The sequence below is a fragment of the Bacillus sp. DTU_2020_1000418_1_SI_GHA_SEK_038 genome (assembly GCF_032341175.1).
Classification (GTDB): domain Bacteria; phylum Bacillota; class Bacilli; order Bacillales; family Cytobacillaceae; genus Cytobacillus.
Genome location: NZ_CP135435.1, coordinates 4074144 through 4093269, shown reverse-complemented (window position 1 = coordinate 4093269; position 19126 = coordinate 4074144). Strand labels below are relative to the sequence as shown.

Below are 19126 nucleotides of genomic sequence, written 5' to 3'. Positions count from 1 at the left end.
GTGAATCGGCTCCTTTGGCAGGCAACATGCCTATTAATTTTCATACCTTCCTTTAAGTAAATCATCTTCAATTTCTTTTAGCAGTTCAGACGGGGTCATTTGTAATCCTTTTGCTAGTGAACTAATCGTGCTTAGGAGCGGCACTTGCTTATTGTTTTCTAGTAAACTGATTGTTTTTCGATCTAGCTCGTTACACTGATTGGCAAATTCCTCCTGACGTAAAAGATTTGATTTTCTTAGCCTTTTCAAGGTGTGACCTATGTAATTCAAATTTAAAGTTTTCACTGCTAGTCTCCTTTCTAAACCTATTAGATTATAAAGAGACACTTTCCACCATGCAGAGTAGTTCCCATTTGTTTCCCTAAGGAAAAATTTATAAAATCCGGCGATAGAATCGATGGAGAAATGATAAATCTATCAATCATGAAACGTTGGTATATCAGGGTTATGTAGAAAAAAGGATAAGAATTCATACGAAATGAACAAATGTTACATTATTGTGAATAATCATTTTTCGGAGAAAAGTGCCAGGCGCCACGATACAAGATGTTAGTATTATGTGGAGCCAGGCACCTTGAATCTTATAATATAGTATTCGCTATTCTAAGCTTTTCTTTCGCTCCCGTTCGCCAGTTTTTCACGGCAGATAAAGATACTTGTTCAATGGCAGCAATCTCTGAGACTGTTAGTTCTTTTAAAAATGTATATAGAACCCATTTTGTCTGATTCTCTGTTAACTTCCCCGCCTGGCAATAGGAAAGAAGAATATCTTCGTCCATAGTACAGAAGTTGAAATCGTCCTCGATATCCTCTAAAAACTTCTCCTGCACGTGCACCGTTTTATCCGCATGCCGATTCATTCTCGTCATTTCCGTCTGCAATCGTCCTCTAATATAGGCATATGCGAAACTCGTGAAGATTCCTTTTTCTGCATCAAAACGCTCATACGCTTCCCATAACGCAATAAGACCAACCTGAAAAAACTCATCCTTGTTCGTATAGATGCTTAAAGACGAAATAATCTTGTAAATCATCGGCGTATATTGATCTGTGACCTGTTCAAAGCTTTCCATCAGAAATCCCTTCAGAAAGCGCGCTTTACCATGTATTCCCGGGTTATCTAGAGCATACTTGGAAAGCACTTGACCATCGACCCGATCAAAATCCAATTTGAACGCAAAACAGGGGGTGAAAAGTCGAAAAACAGCATCAAAAAGGAATTTTGAACGTAAAATATGGATTTTGGTCCCTTTTTGTGCAAAATTGGGTCTGAGGGACGGGTTCCTTGTCCCAGTTGCTTAATGGAAAAGTCGATAGTGGAACAGTATTATGGGCAGAAAAACTGATTATGTCGCTGTAGAACCAAATATGACGTCCCTAAAAAGCTCGCCCATTTGGGATGGAGCCAGAGATTTATCCGTTTGTATTGTTGCGGGAAAGTCCATTTCGTAAAGCTCTTCGAAATAGAGCTCCTGAAATTTTTTATCTAGAATTCCGTAGTAATAGGCAATAGGCTTGGTGACCTTGGCAGCTGTTTTCATTTTTCGAATGAGCTGTTTCATGGATTGATTGGCTATGGATAGCACTCTCTCCTTGTCGGTTTCCCGGTTATGGCGATAAGCAGCAATGCCAGTCATTTTCCAGAATTCCTCAATGCTTTTGGCTTCAGGAAAAAAGTACTTAACCACTTGAACAAAGTCATTAGGCACACGGTCACTTGTATAGGTGTGATCGAGACACGTATCGTACACGTTACGTTTTTTATTGTTTTTATTATTAGTTTTAGAAAGATTGCTAGTTTTAATAGGGGAGTCCAATTTTTCCTTCTTAGGTGGTTCACTGTTAGGAAAACGATTGAACACATATAGGTTGCTGGACTGTGAACCGTTTTTTCTCTCCGTTTCATGGACTGACATGATGCCATGTTCTGTGGCCTTTGCAATCATTCTTTTGAAGGTAGAGCGGGAAATTCCGTTGCCGTTGAACTCCTCGTGGATCGCTTTTAATACCGTCCCGATTTTCGCATTACACACACCCGGCACTTTCGCCGCAAAGCGAATAAGCCGCTTCAATCCGACAAGCTCCCCCTTCGAAAGCTTGTCCTTATGAACCGACATCCACATTTCAATATGAGAATTAAATTCTTCTAAACTCTTAAACTGTGAAAATGACTGGAACTGTTTGATATTGCCAGATTTTAAATTCATTTAAATGCACCACCCTTTACTTGTTACATATGGAATTAGGGTGGGAAAGGACAGGGGGTGGGGAATTCTTTTTAAAATGTAAGCTTTGAAACGGACCACTCGAAAAGTGTGATCCAGCAGAATTTAGATGGTGTTTGCTTGAGTTGAGTGCCAGTTTGGGGAGTTGGCTGATAAACCAGTCGTTTTGGCTGATAACCACCTGGAATTGGCTGATAAACTAATCAATTTGGCTGATAAACTAGTCAATCTGGCTGATAAAACTACCAAACTCCTATATAAAGTGAATTTTCACCTCTCCATATGTGGTTTTGGAGGCCTTAATGAGGTTAAGTACAGCATAAATTACAAAACAGCTAAATTAATGCCGCACCTTTATCGGTGGAAAAATGAGTATTTGGCAGGTAACATGCAGTGAAACCAATCTTCAATGAATAGAAGGACTTTTGAAAGTGAATAAAATGGGGACGAATGTTCGTATGTGGCTAGTTTGTTTGAGTTGAAAATGATAATATGAAACTAGCAACTACATAAAGCGGATGGGCGGTTGGCACTCCCTGAAAGAAAGGGGGTGTTTAAATGGTGACATACGAAGCAATGAACATGCTAATTCAATTTGGCATTTTTCTGGCTACAGCTTTAACAGCGATAGTAGCAATCATCGCAGTCGTCACCAAAAGAAAAAAGAAGTAATCGCCCGCCGCTCCGACCAAAGAGTAGGGTAATTAACTTCTTTTTGTAATTCTTCATATTTCAGTTGGTCAGCCGCTCTTCATGCGGCATGTAGTTGCATTGATCGGGTGTTAGCAGCACTCGATCATTTTTATTATATAAATTATTATATGTTATTATACCTGAAAATGCAAAAAGATGGATATTAGAAAGGAACGTATTAAGATTTTCCCCCTCTAGTTATCGGGGTAGTCAAGAAAGTTAAGAAGCTGACGTTCTTGACTGCCCCATTTTTCAAGAAGCTTTGATAGCTTACTTTTTATCATTTTCATTCTTCATGAATCACGGAATCAACGCACTGCTTTGTTTAGTCTTATTTCCAGCCTGATCAGTAATCTTTGAATTTGTATTTGTTTCGACGAAGATATTATTCCCAGAAAAAGAAGCCCCGTTTCGAGGTGTAATAGTCAACTCATTTCCATTAATCCCGCCTACAGAATACTTAGTAGAATCTAAACCTTGACCACCGACTATCAAACTTAGGATAATTTGTTGGTTAGTTGGGATTACGATATTTTCAGAGAATGTCAAAATCAAATCATTGTTGTTATTTAACGTTGCTGATTGTAAGACAGGTAGAGTATTGTCAACAATCGTAACCGTTCCATGATGAAGGTTATTTTCATTATCAGATAAATCCTTTACCCCTCTTACTGTAATAGAATAACTAGTTGTAGTTGGAATGGCCCCTTCTGGTAGGGTAATCGTTACTATTTTTTGGTCGGTGATATCGGTAAAATCTGTGCCAGCAGGAAGCATTGCCCCATTAATTAAATAGTTAGCCGGATTTATTAATGAATCCATTGTAACAGGTTCACTAAATACCGCTTTAAATTGTCCGTTTTTTGGTCCTTGGACGATGGTTACTTGTGGTTTAACAATGTCCGCCTTCTTTGTCACGGCTACCCTAAACGGCAGACTATCATTTTGAGCGGTTGATGTATCCTTCACCAATCCTGCGTCAGCATTAATGACATAATTTCCATCTATTAAGTTTTTTGCATCGATAATCATCATATTGCCGTTGTTTTGCTTCACAACTGGTCTAATTGGGTCATTTTTATGGTCATACATGGTCATTTTATTAATAAATGGTGTTCCCGTTTTTAATGTTTTGCTGAACGTGATCTGGATTTCATTTTTTGAAACATCATATCGTATGCCCGCAAATTGTGGTGGAGTTAGATCCCTGATCATGGTAACCGTACGATCAGTTGTATTCCCCATATTATTAGCTGTGTCCTTAAACGATTTGATTTGGACATTTAAGAACGCTGACGAATCAGTGGCAGCGTAAATCGTTGCAGGCAGTTCAATTTCGTACTTTGTTTTGAGCCCGCCTGAAACATCCTTAACAGATGTTGGTCTAATCGCTGTACTCCCTTTCGTTATGACAAGATTCGCAGCAGCTAGATCTGTTAATGGTTCACTAAATTCCAGCGTAAAAGTTCTCTCATCCTTGGCTTGAATGCTTCGAACCTCTGGTGGCATGGTGTCAGCCATTGCATTGTAATGAAATCTTCCGCTATAAGTATCCATCGTATTTGCACTCGGGGAAACGAGGTCCCTTGCACCGGTAAAAACGATGGAATAGAAATTCCCTTTCTGCAAACCCAGTCGCTTCATTTCTGAACCTGGCACAACGACTGTATCTGTGTCCTGATAGATAGAAGAATAGGAAACCGTTTTTCCTTCTATCGTAATGGCAATAGGTGAACTTGCCGAGATTAATTCAGAAAACTTGATTTCAATGCCTCCATTTGGATCGGCTGTAACAAAATTGACTGTCGGCTTTCCGCTATCAAAAAATACAAAGGAAGTAACGATATCCGCAGAACCAAGCGCGGTATTATTATCCGTTTGAATGTTCTTTTTAATCGTTACGGTATAGCTTGAATTCGTATTAAGGGGTTCATATAATTCAATAATGGCCGTTTTCTTATCATCTACTAGCTTTACCTGTTTAATAGTTTTGCCATTAACCGAGTAATTGGCTGTATTTTCGGCCCCATTTGTACTATTTTCGGATAGCATTTTACTATTAAATTCAACTTTGATTCGTTTTGGTTCGGAAGCTGTTACCTTAATGATCGTTGGGACTGTTGTTTGTGCAATCGAATTGAAGCGATTGTTTAGCGTGTTTTTTATATTTGAATTTTCTACATAGTTTAGGTATTTCTTAGCCTCGTTCATATATCTTTCAGCCGTTCGGGTATCCTTTTCGGTCAATGCTTTTGAAGCCTTGTCGATTGCCATTTTTACTGTGACGGCGTACATGGTGTTATCGCGAATCTTCTCCGCAGAATACTTGTATTGAGAGCGGATTAATTCTCGAGTTGTCTGTCCGTAAACACGGTCTAAAAGCAGTGCTTGCTTGCGGATTTCTCTTGTCAGTTCATGGTAGGCCTTTTCGGTGTCGTCATTTATTAAATTTCGATCTAGTTGATTGGCTAGAGCTTGCTGTTTCTCCTTAATTTTTTCTCCAGCCGTAAGCGCGTCAATATACGACATGGTTCGGTCGATATGCAGCTTTACGTTTTTTTCCAGATCAGCCATGTATGTATTCTTTTGAGCAGCAGGCAGTGTTTTAACGGCGTTTACAGCTTTATTATAAGCTTCCTTAGTTGCATTGTAAGCTGCCATGGGGCGCGTTTTCCCATCTGCACTTCCTTCAATAGAAATTGCCCATTTTAAAATCGTTCCTAATTCCTTGGCTTCCTTCACCAGCTTGTCCACATTACTGGCTGCAGCCGCCCCAACAGGTGAAGAAGCGACAAATGCAGAGCTTGTTATCATTGAAGCGCTCACTACTTTAAGTGCTTTTTGTTTCCTCATTAGCTATTCTCCTTAATTCAAAAAAGTGGGATTTTTGGTAGTGTTTATATACGTATAGTACCATTTTAAGAGATTTTTGGGGGGAGATAAATAGGAAAAAGTGGGCTAGGTGGGGCTTTTCCTTGCTAGAGAATGCTATTTTCAAAGGTCAAAGCCATGTTAATGTCAGCTTTTTTAAATATTTGGATGGGAATGTGTATGTGTTCATAATATTTAAACAATCGTTTGATTAATATGGGCTGGTGTCTGTGGGGGGGTGCGCCACAAGTGGAATTGGCTGACAAACCAGTCGATTTGGCTGACAACCGCCTGGAATTGGCTGATAAACTCCTCAATCTGGCTTACAAACTACCAAATTTGGCTGATAAACCCTCCATTCCCCCTGCAAAAGTTTAATTTTAATCTCACATTATGTATTTTGAGTGGTCAAAACAGGATTAGTATAACTTAGATTACAAAACAACTTAATAAAAGCACATTTTTCCATAGGATAAATGAACATTTGGCGGATAATGTGTATGTGTTTACAACATTTGATTAAAATGTGCTTTCATTTGGAACGGTCACAGTGACAACCTGAAAAATTTTGTTTTACAGTATGTTTCATATAATCAATCGTTTGATTGAATGCCGAGAAGCCTTGTGTGGCAAGGCATGTGGTGTTAATCAAACGATTAATTAAGAAGGGCAGGAAGATAGAGCGAGAAAGTTTATGGATGCTTTGGCATTGCTATGATAGGTATGACCCAAAAATAAAGCACTCAAATTTAGTAGATACCAATGCTGTCGGTCTGTGTTCTTTTATATAAGGAATGTTGAAATGGTCTCATTTACCTTTGAGATCGTTTTTCTTTTTTATGTGAAAATTTGATATTATAAGATTGTGTTATGTTGAGCATTCTTTTTTGTCATCGCTTTCAATCAAAAGGGAGGATATGCAAATTGAAATCAAGTGGTTTTATTCTTAAATCACCATTTTAGCTCGATTGATATATGCCCTATGAAAGCATAATAAATAGTAGATTCTTTATGTGTGGCATTTACAAAGTAATGAAAAGGACGGTATTTTTCTATGCTAGAAAACAAGAAACGCAAAATTATTCTTGATTGTGATCCAGGTCATGATGATGCCATTGCTATTTTGCTCGCAGCAGGGAATCCAAACATCGAATTAGTCGGTATTACAACTGTAGCAGGGAACGCTGAAGTGGAGAAAACAACAGCGAATGCCCTAAAAGTTTGTGAGATTGCTGGCATGTATGATGTACCTGTTTTCCAAGGAAGCGGTCAACCGCTTGTCAGAAAACGCGAAACTGCTCCCGATATTCATGGAGATTCCGGAATGGACGGACCGGTCCTGCCAGAGGCTACTAAAACGATTGAAGAGGAACATGCTGTTGATTTTATTATTCGAAAGCTAATGGAATCAGATGGGGATATTACACTCGTTCCTACTGGCCCGCTAACGAATATTGCGATGGCTATGAGACGTGAACCGGCTATCCTTTCTAAAATACAGGAAATTGTCATCATGGGTGGAGGAACGTTTGGCAACTGGACTCCAGCAGCAGAATTCAATATTTATGTGGATGCGGAGGCTGCAAAGGTTGTTTTTGAGAGTGGCGCTCCGATTACGATGATGGGGCTTGACCTTACTCATCAAGCTTTAGCGACTCACGAGGTTTGCGAACGCATTGCTGCGATTGACAATCCCGTTGCGCAATTTGTGAACGAACTACTGGTGTTTTTCCGCAAAACGTATTTAGAGGTATTTGGATTCGAACATCCACCTGTACATGATATTTGTTGTGTAGCGTATTGTATCGATCCTTCTGTTGTTGAGACGAAAAAGTTGCGTGTGGATGTGGAGACAACCGGGGTTCATACTTACGGAATGACCTTAGTAGATATGCACGGTGTAACCGACCGTGAACCAAATGTCAATGTTGCCTTGAAACTAGACCATGCGAAGTTTTGGAATATGGTCACTGAGGCACTTCAAAGTTATACTAAAAAATAATTTAAATTGTTGAATGGTGGGATTTGTTTTGAAACCGATTATATTTGATGTTGATACGGGAATTGATGATGCATTAGCGATGTCTTACTCCATAAACTCTCCAGAACTAGAGCTGCTTGGTTTTACGACCTGTTTCGGTAACGTACCCGTAGAAGAAGCGACTCGTAATACACTTACCGTTCTGGAAAAAGTAGGAGCGGGAATACCTGTTTATCAAGGGGCTGCTCAACGATTCGTGCGCGGCGAAAAAGAGGTTTGGGCGAGACATGTCCATGGAGAGGATGGAATAGGCAATACGTTGAAGAACGAACCGACGACTCAAGCGATGAGTCAATTTGCCCCGGATTTTATGATCGAACAGGTGAAAAATCGCCCGCATGAAATAACGATCATTGCTGTGGGACCACTGACAAATCTTGCTTTAGCGATCCAAAAAGCACCGGAAATCATCCCGCTCGTTAAAGAGGTCGTTGTGATGGGTGGGGCTGTAAAAGTACCAGGGAATGTAAATGCGTATGCTGAAGCGAATATCATCGCAGACCCTGAAGCAGCTGACTATGTTTTCTCATCTGGTTTAAACGTGACTCTTGTAGGATTAGATGTAACCTTGCAAACATTATTGCCACTATCAAGGGTGAATGAATGGCGTGAGACTGGAAAAGAAACGGCTCATTTTTTTGCGGATATGACTGAGTTTTATATCGGATATTATGAGAAATATTATCCAGGGATCGCCGGTTGTGGTCTTCATGATCCACTTGCCGTGGGAGTTGCCATTGATCCAAGCTTTGTAAAGACGGAAACGATGAATGTAAAGGTTGTTTTAGAAGGAGAAGAGGTAGGGAGAACCATCGGTCATCCTGAAGGTGAACCTAAGATTCGCGTCTGTACAGAAGTAGAAGCCGATCGATTTTTGGAACATTTTCTAAGTAGAGTTGTATGATTTAAGTTGAATTCTTCCACATACCAACACTAGATCCCCCAGAAAAGCGGACTGATTCGCTTTTCTGGGGGGTTCTTTTTTTCGTTAACCGAATGGTCACAGTGATACTGGGAAGATATTCAACAATCGTTAGATAGACCTTTGCTATTATCTATACCTAGAGGGTCTAATTAATCGTTTGATTAAACAGTCCCAATCCCTTGTCCTGCCTGGCTTTGAGTGGATTTAATTAAACGTTTGATTAATATGTAATTGCCTAATTTTAATAATTAGTATGATACAAACATAGTGAGATCCTGTGCGATCAATGCAAGAGGACCTTTAAACAAACGTTTGATTGAACAGTCCCAATCCCTTGTCCTGCCTGGCTTTGAGGGGATTTAATTAAACGTTTGATTAATATGTATGTTCGTATTTATATATCAATTTAAAGCAATGGCCAAATTTTAATAATTATTATGATACAAACTTAGTGAGATCCTGTCACGGTGCAAGATGGCCTTTAAACAAACGTTTGATTGAACAGTCCCAATCCCTTGTCCTGTATGGCTTTGAGTGGATTTAATTAAACGTTTGATTAATATGTATGTTCGTATTTATATATCAATTTAAAGCAATGGCCAAATTTTAATAATTATTATGATACAAACTTAGTGAGATCCTGTCACGGTGCAAGCTGGCCTTTAAACAAACGTTTGATTGAACAGTCTCAATCCCTTGTCCTGTCTGGATTTAAGGGGATTTAATTAAACGTTTGATTAATAGAGACCTGAAAAGTATTAGCGGAATAAAGGATCATTTCGTCGCAGTGACGCCCGGGAAAATCCTGTTTCACATTAGTCGTATATTAAAAGAGACACACAAGAATTTAATTTTCCTGTGTGTCTCTTATTAGTTTATATATTCGTATTTTTATCTTTGCGGCCGTATTTTATTTAACAGGCTGATGAACAACCATTTTTGAAGAAACAAGATTCACAGGATTGGCAATCGTGTCGCCGACAGGACAATGATCTTCAACGAATGCTTTAAATGCTTCGACTTTATCTTCTGGGGCATCCGTTTCGATATGAAACGTATACAGTATGGATAAGAATCCTGGTCTTACATCAGATTTGTTAAAAAACCCGTCTAGGTCAATATCTCCTTCTAATTCAACCCAAAACTTTTTAAGATCGATATTGAATTGCTTCGCATATGTTCTCGCTACGATTGACTGGCACGCACCTAAAGCGGACAGAAGTAGTTCCACCGGATTCATTCCTTTATCAGTTCCTCCTAAGGTTGCTGGCTCATCCACAATCACTTTATGCCCTCTCGATTCTGTTTCCACTAATACGTTTTCTTTTAAAACTGTTTTTGCTTTAAATGTTGAAATGGCCATCTTTTTCTCTCCCTTTCCAATTTGGATTTCATTTACTTGCTTTACAGCTTTGGAAAAACGACAACTCTTCTTTACGATAATAGAAGGGTGCATTACGAAACGTGAAGCCATTTTGCCAACACCTTCTTATCTTCGGAATGAGCAGCCACTCTTCTGAATTTGGCACCAGGGTTCTTCGCAATCTGAGTGATGTCTGACCTCGCTTTAAAACCTGGATGCCGAGAGTTCGCGGGGGTAGTCTCACCCTCTATCTGGATAAAAAGAGTTTAATTCGTAGTATAACAATAGGAATTATTGTATTTATATTATCACAAAATTCAATTAAGTCAAATTATTTTTTGTGAAATTAGTACCGATCCGCGTTGATAAAGGGTTTGGAAAAAAGTCTATTAGGATATTAATTGTAATCAAGCACAATAATCTAGATGCGCCTATTCACTTTATTCCAGGAGGAAATCCTGTATTTTTTTACCACGTTCAGGGATGTAATTTTTGGAAGTGAGATCATGAAAAGTTCACTTATATAAGCAATGTAGAGAGATTTAGGTGCCACCTGTGGGAATTGGCTGACAAACCAGTCAATTTGGCTGACAACTACCTGGAATTGGCTGACAAATTCAAAATCTGGCTGACAAACTGCCCAATTTGGCTGATAAACCTTCAGCCTCTCTGTCAAAGTGAAGTTTTTATCTAACAATATGTCGTTTAAGTGGCCTAAACAGGCTTAGGTACAACTTAGATTACAGAACTGATAGATTAGAGTACCTTTTTCTGTGTGATTTTGTATTTTCTGAAGGGGAGATGAATCTTCGAAGGATAATGTGCAATAAAGCCAATCTTAAGCTTAATTTGTTGTATGAATAAATTGAAGGTTTTACTATGTGGTAATAAAGAACGCGGAGCAAATGATCGGATTTAGCTAATTTTTTGAATTGAAAATGATAATATCAATCTAGCAACTACAAAAACCGGATGGACGGTTGACGCTCCCTGTAAGAAAAGGGGTGTTTGATAGGCTGGCGTACAAAGCAATGAACATGCTATTGCAATTTTGCATTTTTCTAATCCAATTGTCATTATGATAAAATAGAAGAAAAACTAAATAGGTGAGCATATGGACAAGTGTGAGCGCTGCGGAACGAATGAAGTAAAAATCATATTGAAAGACGGGGCAACTAGTAAGCGATTATGTAACAATTGCTACAACGAGATTATGTCCGATGAGCTAGGGGTAGACCTAGAGCAGTTGATAGAAAGCTTTTCATTGAAGGATTATCAAGGTGTAAGCAGAACTTTCTATGTGGAAAGGCGACTGCATCCAGTCGGGCTTTACTTGGAGGCTGCGGAGGACATAAAGTATGGTTACAAATTTGCTATCCATGGTGAATTGGATTCCAATCAGACAGAATTACTTACTAAGCTAATTGAAAAGACTCGAAAAGGTATCCATATGCAACAAGTTAAGTCAAAGCTATTCCCTAATGGACAAGCATACAATTCAATTATTCATGATCAGTTCACAGGCATTATTGAATATGATGAATCATCTGACGGCGTACCCCTTATTATCATTGATGGAAAACCTTTTGCATGGGAAGAAGTTGGAAAGATGCTTATGACTTACGAGGGCTTTCAGATTAAAGTAAAGATGTATGATGTAACGGATGATGTTGATTGAAAAAATAGACACATCACACTCAGGAATCACGGAATACAGATACATTATAGTATCTGCAAGAGGTCTATTTTTTTATGTTCAGTTTTAGGAAGTGCGATATGAAAATATCACTTATATTAAGACTTTTTCAATGTAGAGAGATTTAGGTACTACCTGCGGGAATTGGCTGACAAACCAGTAAATTTGGCTGACTTTCTAATAGAAAAAGGTGGTTTTCCTCTGGAATAATGTTCCTGCTTAACGGATTTAGGCTCAGCATTTTGTGAAAATCCAGCCCCTATAAAAAGATAGGCTTCCTGTTTTTCTATGGCGGTTTTAATCAATTGTAAATGCTCCTGGTGATTCTTTATAAATTTAGGGGTGTCCATTATGGTATCTCTCCTTGCTTCTTGAGGTATAAAAAAGCAATCTTTTTCTGAGGGCATCTGTGGATGAAGGTTTCTTCGACATTAGTTTGTTATCTTTTAAATAGAATTAATAACGTCTCGGTTTATAGCAATATGTAATTCTAATTAACTTGTGGTTTGGGAACCACCAGTTCTAAGTTTCAAATAAGAAGATAGAACTCTATTAAAATCTGATTCTTGCAGTTCACCTCTATAAGTATGTGGGACTGTGCTAAAATCAAAAGGCAAAGAGGAATTAATTTCAGCGTATGATTGTTTCTCTAATCCAGCTGCTCTCCAATGAACAATTTGAATTCGATTAGGAAATGAGCTTGATGGCTTAGAGCCCGTAATTTTTACTAATATAGCGGTTGTTGTTCCATCGGTTGAAATAGACAAAATTAAAGCCGGACGTGTCTTACCTGCAGCTTCGCCCGGCTTGATAGGTGGTTTAAATGGAAAATAAAGGTCGTAAATTTCTCCTGCTTTCATTAGTCTTCTAGCCACCTCATGTGTTGTGGATTGTTGTAATCTAAATTTGTCACTACTCCATTTTGATTTACTTTTAGAATGGGTTGTTTTTCTTGAAGGTGTAATTCTTCTATTTGTTTCGACATGATAGCGTTCTTAGTTTCCAAACTTGGTTTCCTTCCACGCATTCCTAAAGCTTTACCAGTCTTTACTCGAGCCTTCAATGTTTTAGTCATTTTATTTTTCCTCCTTTTTTTCACTTGCAACTCTCCTCTGCTGTTAATCGTTAAGGTCAAGGATAGTATATGCAAGAAATTTAAAGAAAAACTGTATTTCCAACTTTTCCTATTTATATATTACCCAAGCTATGTGGGGATAGTCAATGTTTCGGCAAGCCTTCCAAGCATTGGGGCTTGATCCCGGCTATGATAAAACTTTACAGGGAAAACTTCCTAAAGGGTAAAAAATGAATTTTTTCGTTTATACCACATTTCAGGGGCAGTGATACCTATATCTATTACTGACATTTAATAATGACAAAAAATTGATGGTGTTCAATATCCATATTCTGGTGGAGTGTTGGCGCTGAAAGGGTAGCTTCAAAATTTTGTAGAGTTCCAATAAACCCAGAGGGAAGCATAGGGTTTACGATTTATTAGGGTGGCACAACCATGTCCATGCAAACGAAATCCATGCTAAAAGGAGCTGCCTTAAAAGTACAATTAGACTTTTAATGCAGCTCCTTCGGGATTTTAGTACAATCTATAAAATTAACAGTTCCTTCGTTGATGGATTAAAACTTTCACAGCCATCTTTAGTAACAAGAAGGACATCCTCAACCCTTGCACCGCCTAGACCTTTTAAATAAATTCCAGGCTCGACCGTAATCACCATATTTTCCTCTAATACTTGGTCTTTTAAAACAGAGAAATAGGGATCCTCGCCGATTTCAATGCCAATGCCATGTCCTGTCCCTGGTCCGGAATAATCGTTATAGCCATGCTGAATGATGTTTTCCCGCATTAATGCATCAACCTCTTGATCGGTTAAACCAGGTTTGATGTTGGCTACACAATTTCGGAATGAGGTCAGTACCACATCGTGTACTTTCCTTAATTCGGGTGTAGGCTCTCCAACCGCAATCGTCCTTGCGATATCTGACCAATACCCTTTATAATTCGCACCAAAATCAATCGTAATCATGTCGCCTTTTTCAATTATTTTTTCACTTGCACGGCCATGAGGCAATGCGCCGCGATAACCCGAAGCAACCGTTGGAGGAAAAGCTGTATTCGTACAGCCATGCTCCTTAATAACGGATGTAAGTGCATCTGAAATATCAAGCTCTCTTATTCCAGGCCGAACAATTGTTAAAATATGTTCAAATGCTTTATCCGCTACTTCTGCTGCAAACCTTAGTTTTTCAATCTCATCCTTTGATTTAATCTTTCGAAGCTTTTCTACTACCTTGCTGGTAGGAACTAATTCAGCTGACAGGTTGTCTTTATTTTTACTAAATAAACCATATGTTAGATGATCCTGCTCAAAACCAAGCTTGCTAATCTTCATTTCTTTCACTTGCACAGCCACTTCTTCATAAATTCTCCCTTTATGGCCAGTGTGACCGGCATGTAACACGATTTCATAATCCTCAGCCTGTTCTCGAGCTTGATCAAAATAACGATAATCTGTAATGAGTTTGGCTTCCGTTTCAGAAATAAGAATCACACCGTTGCTTCCCGTAAAACCAGACATGTATATCATGTTCCATGGATTGATAATCATCATTCCATTTACACCTAAATCATGAAATCTTTCTCTTAGCCTACGAATCCTTTCCATATGTAACCTCCTCTTATTTTTATCAATAAAGGTCATTGCAAATTTTATGCCATTGTATAATCCCTTTTAAAACGGGCTTTGCAAAATTATTTTGCTATTCTAGCTTCAAAGCAATTTTACACATTCAAAATATTTTGACTCGGTTTTCAAAATAATTATACACTTCTGAATATTTTTGATAAATAGGTATATAGGCTGGGCGCTTTCCGGCTTTTAAATACATTGGCACACAACTTGCAAATATTATATTTAATTTTAATATGGAGGGATTTATTTGAAAAATAAGCGAATGACTTTAAGAGCCTTGCTAACTATTTTAATCGTATTAGCTTTGGCAGGTTGCTATGGAAAAGGGAGTGAAACTGTTAAACCCACAGATTCAACCGTTGAAAAAGAAGAAAATAATCCATCAACCAGCTCGGAATCACAAACTTTAAACCTATTCGCACCATATGAAATCGCTTCATTAAAAACAAATGGAGTCATTGACAGACTTTCTGCCACCATCATGATGAATATTATGGAGGGACTCTACCGTCAAGATCAAAATCACAAGCTTACCCCTGGAATGGCAAAGGATCATGAAGTCAGTGAAGACAGGAAAACTTATACATTCCATTTAAGAGAAGACGCAAAATGGAGCAATGGATCACCTGTAACCGCCCATGATTTTGTATTCGCCTGGCAAAGATTACTTCACCCAGATACTCTCTCACCATACGCCTTTAGATTAGATTCGATTGTAAATGCAACAAAAATACAGGATAAGGACGATGAGCTCTACGGAAAGGTTGAGGAATTAGGTGTTAAAGCTCTAGATGACTTTACATTAGAAGTTAAGCTTGAAAATGCCATCCCATATTTCATTGACACATTAACGAATGCTGTTTTCTATCCTCAGAATGAAGAATTTATTAATTCCCAAGGGGAAAAATATGCTTTAGAGCCGGAAAACTTAATTTATAACGGTCCGTTTGTACTTGATTCATGGAAACATGAAGAAGGGTGGGTGCTTAAAAAAAATCCAACCTATTGGGATGCTAATGCTGTAAAGCTTGAAGCCATTAATTATAAAGTAGTAAAGGAAGTTTCAGCTGCTGTAAATCTCTATGATACAAATACTGTAGATGTCACGAGCCTGTCATCAGAATTTGTTGATTTATATCATGATCATCCAGATTTCCAAACAACTATGAAAATTGAGGTATATTTTATACGCTTTAATTTAGAAAATGAGTACTTAAGTAATACAAATATACGTAAAGCGATTGATATGGCTTGGAATAAAAAAGAGTCTGCTGAATTTATTCTCAAAAACGGATCTCTTCCAGCTTACTTTTTAATCCCTGAAAACCTAGTATCAACTTCCGATGGAGGAGATTTCAGAGATAAATATGGAGATTTAAACTCTGAGGGAGTGGAAAAAGCAAAGGAATATTGGCAAACAGGCCTAGAGGAATTAGGTACTGATTCAATTGAACTGGAATTTTTGAGCTATGATGACGGACAGCGAAAGTCCGTTGCAGAATACATTAAGAACCAACTTGAGACGAATTTGCCTGGACTTACGGTTAAAATTAACCAGCAGCCAAATAAACAAAAACTCGATCTGGAAACAAAACAAAATTATGATATGACCCACTCCGGATGGGGCACTGATTATCCTGATCCAATTGAGCTAATGTCCCTTCACCTTTCAGATGGTCCATTCAATTGGCAAAGCTATCAAAATCCTGAGTTTGACCAACTGGTTAAAAAAGCGCAAGTTGATTTTTCTAACCTAGATGGTCGCTTAGCTGATTTGCAGGAAGCAGAACGGATTCTAATCGAACAGGATACAGTCATTTCACCGATGTATCAATCAAGTGAAGCCTTCCTTGTGAAGCCATATGTAAAAGGTTTTGTTGCTCATCCGAATTCAACCTACAGTTATAAATGGACATATATTGAGGGGAAATAGGCAATACAGCGCTTGGGGTCAAACCCAGGCGTTTTGTTTTTGTTCAGCTTGAGGTTACTTTGTAAATGATCTTCCGACTACAGTTGGAAGGAATCTCACCTAAAATCTTTACCGTGATCACTACTCCATATGGATAGTGTTTTTTACTGTGGATGCTTTTATTTATTAAAATTGTAGAGGAAACTTGTTCGGGTGGGAAAAAACATGGAGGTTGGAGAATTGGCTGACAAATGCCGTGAATTGGCTGATAAATGCCGTGAATTGGCTGATAAATGCCGTGAATTGGCTGATAAATGCCGTGAATTGGCTGATAAATGCCGTGAATTGGCTGATAAGCGCCATGAATTGGCTGATAAGCGCCACGAATTGGCTGATAAACGCCTCGAAATGGCTGATAAACGCCTCGAAATGGCTGACAACCGGCCAAAATTGGCGTCAAACCACAAAATTAGAAGCGAAATTATTAGTTTTCTCCTAAAATGACGCTAATTGAAGGGCTAAGCGGACACTGAGTACGTTATCTGCTGAGAAACACTAGGAAATCACTGCTTTCTTACAAATTAAAGGAATGTATGTCCTCAAACATAAGGAAATAGCCCCTTTTACCGCAAATAACGGACCTGATGTCCGCCAAGCTCAGATAGAAGGTCACAACAAAAACATTTGTTCATATATTTCTAGTTATTTCAAAGGAAGTATGAAAATATTGATCTAGCAACTACTGAAAGCTGATGGGCCGTCCACCATCTCCGGATAGGAAGTAGATAGGAAAATGACGACATATGGAGCAATGACTTAAATTGCAAACAACCTTTGGAAATTATAAGAGAAAGCCCTCCTATCCACAAAAGGAAGTGAAAGTAACGTTCCCGTGCTTCCACTTAATAGCGAAAAATGTCAACAAATATTACCCACATCGCTAATTTTTCTAGTTGTTTTTTCCTATTTAATTAAGGTAGACTAATAGAGTGTTGTTTGAATATTCTAAATTGTTATGAAAGTAGGAGGTCTATTTGTCTAAGTATTTTGCAAAGGTTTTATTCGTGTTTGCGCTTTTATTTGGGATGGTGGCGCAGCCAATTGCCAGCTCAGCTGCTGTAGAAAATAATGTTTATTATGTTAGTCTTGGGGATTCCCTGGCTGCCGGCCTAACGCCGTATGGCGAGATTGGCAAGGGCTATCCTGACTTTATTGCGGAAAACTTCAAGAGCGCTGAGGTTCTCCAAACATTTGTCAGGGATTACGCCGTACCAGGTTATACGACAACAAATGTACTTGAAGACATTGCCAATAACGTGACCAAAGGGGACAACGATGGAATCCAAGCTGTTTTGAGCCAAGCCACGCATGTGACTCTAGATATCGGCGCCAATGATATTTTAAAGAAGATTAAGATTGACCCGGAAAATCAAACCGTTTCTTTTGATCAGGAAGAGGTTAAGCAAACCTTTGCGGAAATTCAACAAAACCTTGTTAAAATTATTACTGCTGTAAAATCGTTAAATCCAGATATAAAGCTTTATATCATGGGCTACTACAATCCATATCCGCATTTGCCGGCTGAGCACCAGCCTGCTCTCAACCAATTATTAACTGCACTAAATTCAATGATTGAGCAAATTGCGACCCAATCCGTCTCTGCCTACGTTCCAACTGCAGATGTCATCGCACAAAATATTGCTTTTTTACCAAACCCAAAAGATATTCATTTGAGCGAAGACGGCTACAAGGCGATATCGGAGCTTTTCTGGAATGTGATGAAACCAGCTGCACCAGAAGAGGAAGTAGAAGTCGAAGTGCCTGCCAAGGAAACACCGCTTGTTTATTGGGATGGCGTTATCTTGAAAAAGGGCCAGATCGGAAGACTTTCCATCGAAAAACCTATCAATCTATGGAAACGCACAGACGAGGGTCTCCAGTTCGTCAGAGTCCTAAATCCCGGTGAAAAATACCGCGTATACCGCTATGACAACGAATTCGGCGGCCAATATTCGGTTGGCGATGGACACTATGTGACAAAAATAGAAGGGTATGTATCATACCAAACTCCATCTAAACATAAATTGGAGCAATTGAAATAAAGTGAAAATTCAATCAGTTGGGGTTTTCGACGCACAGGAAGTGCTGGTGCAGACGTTGCGTACTTAGTCTGCCTTCATCCCCCACTGATTGTTAGTTGCGGCCCATAGGATGTGGGTCACACAGATGTTGCCACAGGACATCGCGTTCTAAGTCTGTGTTCCTAAATTCAGGCCATTACAGGCTGTTGATCGCCCACTTAGAAATTTTTGATTTATTCAACTTCTTGAAGTGAGGGTCTTACAGCTCGTTAATCTGCGATAAACAAAACATAGGATGGTTTTAGTGTTTTCTTCCAAAAAGGATTTAGAGTTATAGAAAAGTCGGGTTTATACAGCAGAAGAAACTAGTCTTATTTAGCTCATCATCTTAACTGATGATGGGTTTTTTTGTTGCTCAACTTTCAAAACTCATCTACATCGTTAATCAAAAGTTTCAATCAAACGTTTGGTTAGTAGAGACTCGGAGTAAATATTAGGTCGAAAGTTTAATCAATCGTTTGATCAGTAGAGTCACGAAATAAAAAAATGCTTTACACTGCTGACGCTATCCCAATTCCCAATATCACTGGAATAAAATAATTAAGGAAAAA

General features: G+C 38.7%; 17 protein-coding genes and 1 riboswitch. Of the genes, 8 read left to right on the top strand and 9 right to left on the bottom strand.

All coding sequences use genetic code 11. From position 1 onward, the window contains the following. Nucleotides 1-33: 33 nt before the first annotated feature. The 3 genes from RRV45_RS20315 to RRV45_RS20305 form a co-directional block, all read right to left on the bottom strand. Nucleotides 34-285, bottom strand: coding sequence for a helix-turn-helix domain-containing protein (locus tag RRV45_RS20315; RefSeq protein ID WP_315666466.1), 252 nt, complete (start codon nucleotides 283-285; stop codon nucleotides 34-36). Between the two features lie 296 nt (nucleotides 286-581). Beyond that, nucleotides 582-1073: a sigma-70 family RNA polymerase sigma factor gene (locus tag RRV45_RS20310; RefSeq protein ID WP_315666465.1), complete on the bottom strand. Its 492-nt coding sequence runs from the start codon at nucleotides 1071-1073 to the stop codon at nucleotides 582-584. A 273-nt stretch (nucleotides 1074-1346) separates the two neighbouring features. Next, nucleotides 1347-2207, bottom strand: a complete 861-nt coding sequence (locus RRV45_RS20305) for a hypothetical protein (RefSeq protein ID WP_315666464.1) — start codon at nucleotides 2205-2207, stop codon at nucleotides 1347-1349. 576 nt (nucleotides 2208-2783) lie between these two features. On the opposite strand from RRV45_RS20305, the gene RRV45_RS20300 reads away from it, so the two are divergent. After that, on the top strand, nucleotides 2784-2897 hold the full coding sequence (locus tag RRV45_RS20300; protein WP_315666463.1) for a putative holin-like toxin: 114 nt from the start codon (nucleotides 2784-2786) through the stop codon (nucleotides 2895-2897). A 321-nt stretch (nucleotides 2898-3218) separates the two neighbouring features. Here the strand turns inward: RRV45_RS20300 and RRV45_RS20295 are convergent, their stop codons facing one another. After that, entirely contained in the window at nucleotides 3219-5771 is a 2553-nt protein-coding gene (locus RRV45_RS20295) for an Ig-like domain-containing protein (protein WP_315666462.1), read from the bottom strand. 267 nt (nucleotides 5772-6038) lie between these two features. Between RRV45_RS20295 and RRV45_RS20290 the strand changes: the two genes are divergently transcribed. From RRV45_RS20290 to RRV45_RS20280, 3 genes are all read left to right on the top strand, one after another. Beyond that, the gene (locus RRV45_RS20290; RefSeq protein ID WP_315666461.1) at nucleotides 6039-6167 is read left to right on the top strand and encodes a hypothetical protein; all 129 of its coding nucleotides are present in this window, start codon (nucleotides 6039-6041) and stop codon (nucleotides 6165-6167) included. Nucleotides 6168-6843: 676 nt separating this feature from the next. Beyond that, on the top strand, nucleotides 6844-7791 hold the full coding sequence (locus RRV45_RS20285) for a nucleoside hydrolase (protein ID WP_315666460.1): 948 nt from the start codon (nucleotides 6844-6846) through the stop codon (nucleotides 7789-7791). 28 nt (nucleotides 7792-7819) lie between these two features. Next, nucleotides 7820-8734: a nucleoside hydrolase gene (locus tag RRV45_RS20280; protein WP_315666459.1), complete on the top strand. Its 915-nt coding sequence runs from the start codon at nucleotides 7820-7822 to the stop codon at nucleotides 8732-8734. Between the two features lie 931 nt (nucleotides 8735-9665). On the opposite strand, the gene RRV45_RS20275 is transcribed toward RRV45_RS20280, so the two are convergent. Further along, nucleotides 9666-10118, bottom strand: a complete 453-nt coding sequence (locus RRV45_RS20275) for an OsmC family protein (protein WP_315669103.1) — start codon at nucleotides 10116-10118, stop codon at nucleotides 9666-9668. A 123-nt stretch (nucleotides 10119-10241) separates the two neighbouring features. Further along, nucleotides 10242-10380, bottom strand: a riboswitch (SAM riboswitch). Between the two features lie 852 nt (nucleotides 10381-11232). On the opposite strand from RRV45_RS20275, the gene RRV45_RS20270 reads away from it, so the two are divergent. Then, on the top strand, nucleotides 11233-11796 hold the full coding sequence (locus RRV45_RS20270) for a DUF7713 domain-containing protein (RefSeq protein ID WP_315666458.1): 564 nt from the start codon (nucleotides 11233-11235) through the stop codon (nucleotides 11794-11796). A 149-nt stretch (nucleotides 11797-11945) separates the two neighbouring features. Here RRV45_RS20270 and RRV45_RS20265 read toward each other — a convergent pair whose 3' ends face one another. The 4 genes from RRV45_RS20265 to RRV45_RS20250 form a co-directional block, all read right to left on the bottom strand. Further along, a complete protein-coding gene (locus tag RRV45_RS20265) occupies nucleotides 11946-12164 on the bottom strand; it encodes a hypothetical protein (protein WP_315666457.1) in 219 nt (72 codons plus the stop codon). A 144-nt stretch (nucleotides 12165-12308) separates the two neighbouring features. Continuing rightward, nucleotides 12309-12674, bottom strand: a complete 366-nt coding sequence (locus RRV45_RS20260; protein WP_315666456.1) for a type II toxin-antitoxin system PemK/MazF family toxin — start codon at nucleotides 12672-12674, stop codon at nucleotides 12309-12311. After that, the gene (locus tag RRV45_RS20255; protein ID WP_315666455.1) at nucleotides 12674-12889 is read right to left on the bottom strand and encodes a hypothetical protein; all 216 of its coding nucleotides are present in this window, start codon (nucleotides 12887-12889) and stop codon (nucleotides 12674-12676) included. Before RRV45_RS20255 ends, RRV45_RS20260 begins: the two co-directional genes overlap by 1 nt. Nucleotides 12890-13415: 526 nt before the next feature. Next, nucleotides 13416-14495 (bottom strand): M24 family metallopeptidase, encoded by a 1080-nt coding sequence (locus tag RRV45_RS20250; protein WP_315666454.1) that lies wholly within the window; start codon nucleotides 14493-14495, stop codon nucleotides 13416-13418. 274 nt (nucleotides 14496-14769) lie between these two features. Between RRV45_RS20250 and RRV45_RS20245 the strand changes: the two genes are divergently transcribed. The 3 genes from RRV45_RS20245 (at nucleotide 14770) to RRV45_RS22160 (ending at nucleotide 18536) form a co-directional block, all read left to right on the top strand. Next, on the top strand, nucleotides 14770-16455 hold the full coding sequence (locus RRV45_RS20245) for a peptide ABC transporter substrate-binding protein (RefSeq protein ID WP_315666453.1): 1686 nt from the start codon (nucleotides 14770-14772) through the stop codon (nucleotides 16453-16455). A 204-nt stretch (nucleotides 16456-16659) separates the two neighbouring features. Then, nucleotides 16660-16938, top strand: coding sequence for a hypothetical protein (locus RRV45_RS20240; RefSeq protein WP_315666452.1), 279 nt, complete (start codon nucleotides 16660-16662; stop codon nucleotides 16936-16938). A 530-nt stretch (nucleotides 16939-17468) separates the two neighbouring features. Next, nucleotides 17469-18536, top strand: coding sequence for an SGNH/GDSL hydrolase family protein (locus RRV45_RS22160; RefSeq protein ID WP_410489313.1), 1068 nt, complete (start codon nucleotides 17469-17471; stop codon nucleotides 18534-18536). Nucleotides 18537-19126 lie beyond the last annotated feature (590 nt).

Coding starts and splice junctions, on each gene's coding strand:
- RRV45_RS20310 (WP_315666465.1), bottom strand. CDS start 1,073: ATGGAAAGCTTTGAACAGGTCACAGATCAATATACGCCGATGATTTAC.
- RRV45_RS20305 (WP_315666464.1), bottom strand. CDS start 2,207: ATGAATTTAAAATCTGGCAATATCAAACAGTTCCAGTCATTTTCACAG.
- RRV45_RS20300 (WP_315666463.1), top strand. CDS start 2,784: ATGGTGACATACGAAGCAATGAACATGCTAATTCAATTTGGCATTTTT.
- RRV45_RS20295 (WP_315666462.1), bottom strand. CDS start 5,771: ATGAGGAAACAAAAAGCACTTAAAGTAGTGAGCGCTTCAATGATAACA.
- RRV45_RS20285 (WP_315666460.1), top strand. CDS start 6,844: ATGCTAGAAAACAAGAAACGCAAAATTATTCTTGATTGTGATCCAGGT.
- RRV45_RS20275 (WP_315669103.1), bottom strand. CDS start 10,118: ATGGCCATTTCAACATTTAAAGCAAAAACAGTTTTAAAAGAAAACGTA.
- RRV45_RS20270 (WP_315666458.1), top strand. CDS start 11,233: ATGGACAAGTGTGAGCGCTGCGGAACGAATGAAGTAAAAATCATATTG.
- RRV45_RS20265 (WP_315666457.1), bottom strand. CDS start 12,164: ATGGACACCCCTAAATTTATAAAGAATCACCAGGAGCATTTACAATTG.
- RRV45_RS20260 (WP_315666456.1), bottom strand. CDS start 12,674: ATGAAAGCAGGAGAAATTTACGACCTTTATTTTCCATTTAAACCACCT.
- RRV45_RS20255 (WP_315666455.1), bottom strand. CDS start 12,889: ATGACTAAAACATTGAAGGCTCGAGTAAAGACTGGTAAAGCTTTAGGA.
- RRV45_RS20250 (WP_315666454.1), bottom strand. CDS start 14,495: ATGGAAAGGATTCGTAGGCTAAGAGAAAGATTTCATGATTTAGGTGTA.
- RRV45_RS20240 (WP_315666452.1), top strand. CDS start 16,660: ATGGAGGTTGGAGAATTGGCTGACAAATGCCGTGAATTGGCTGATAAA.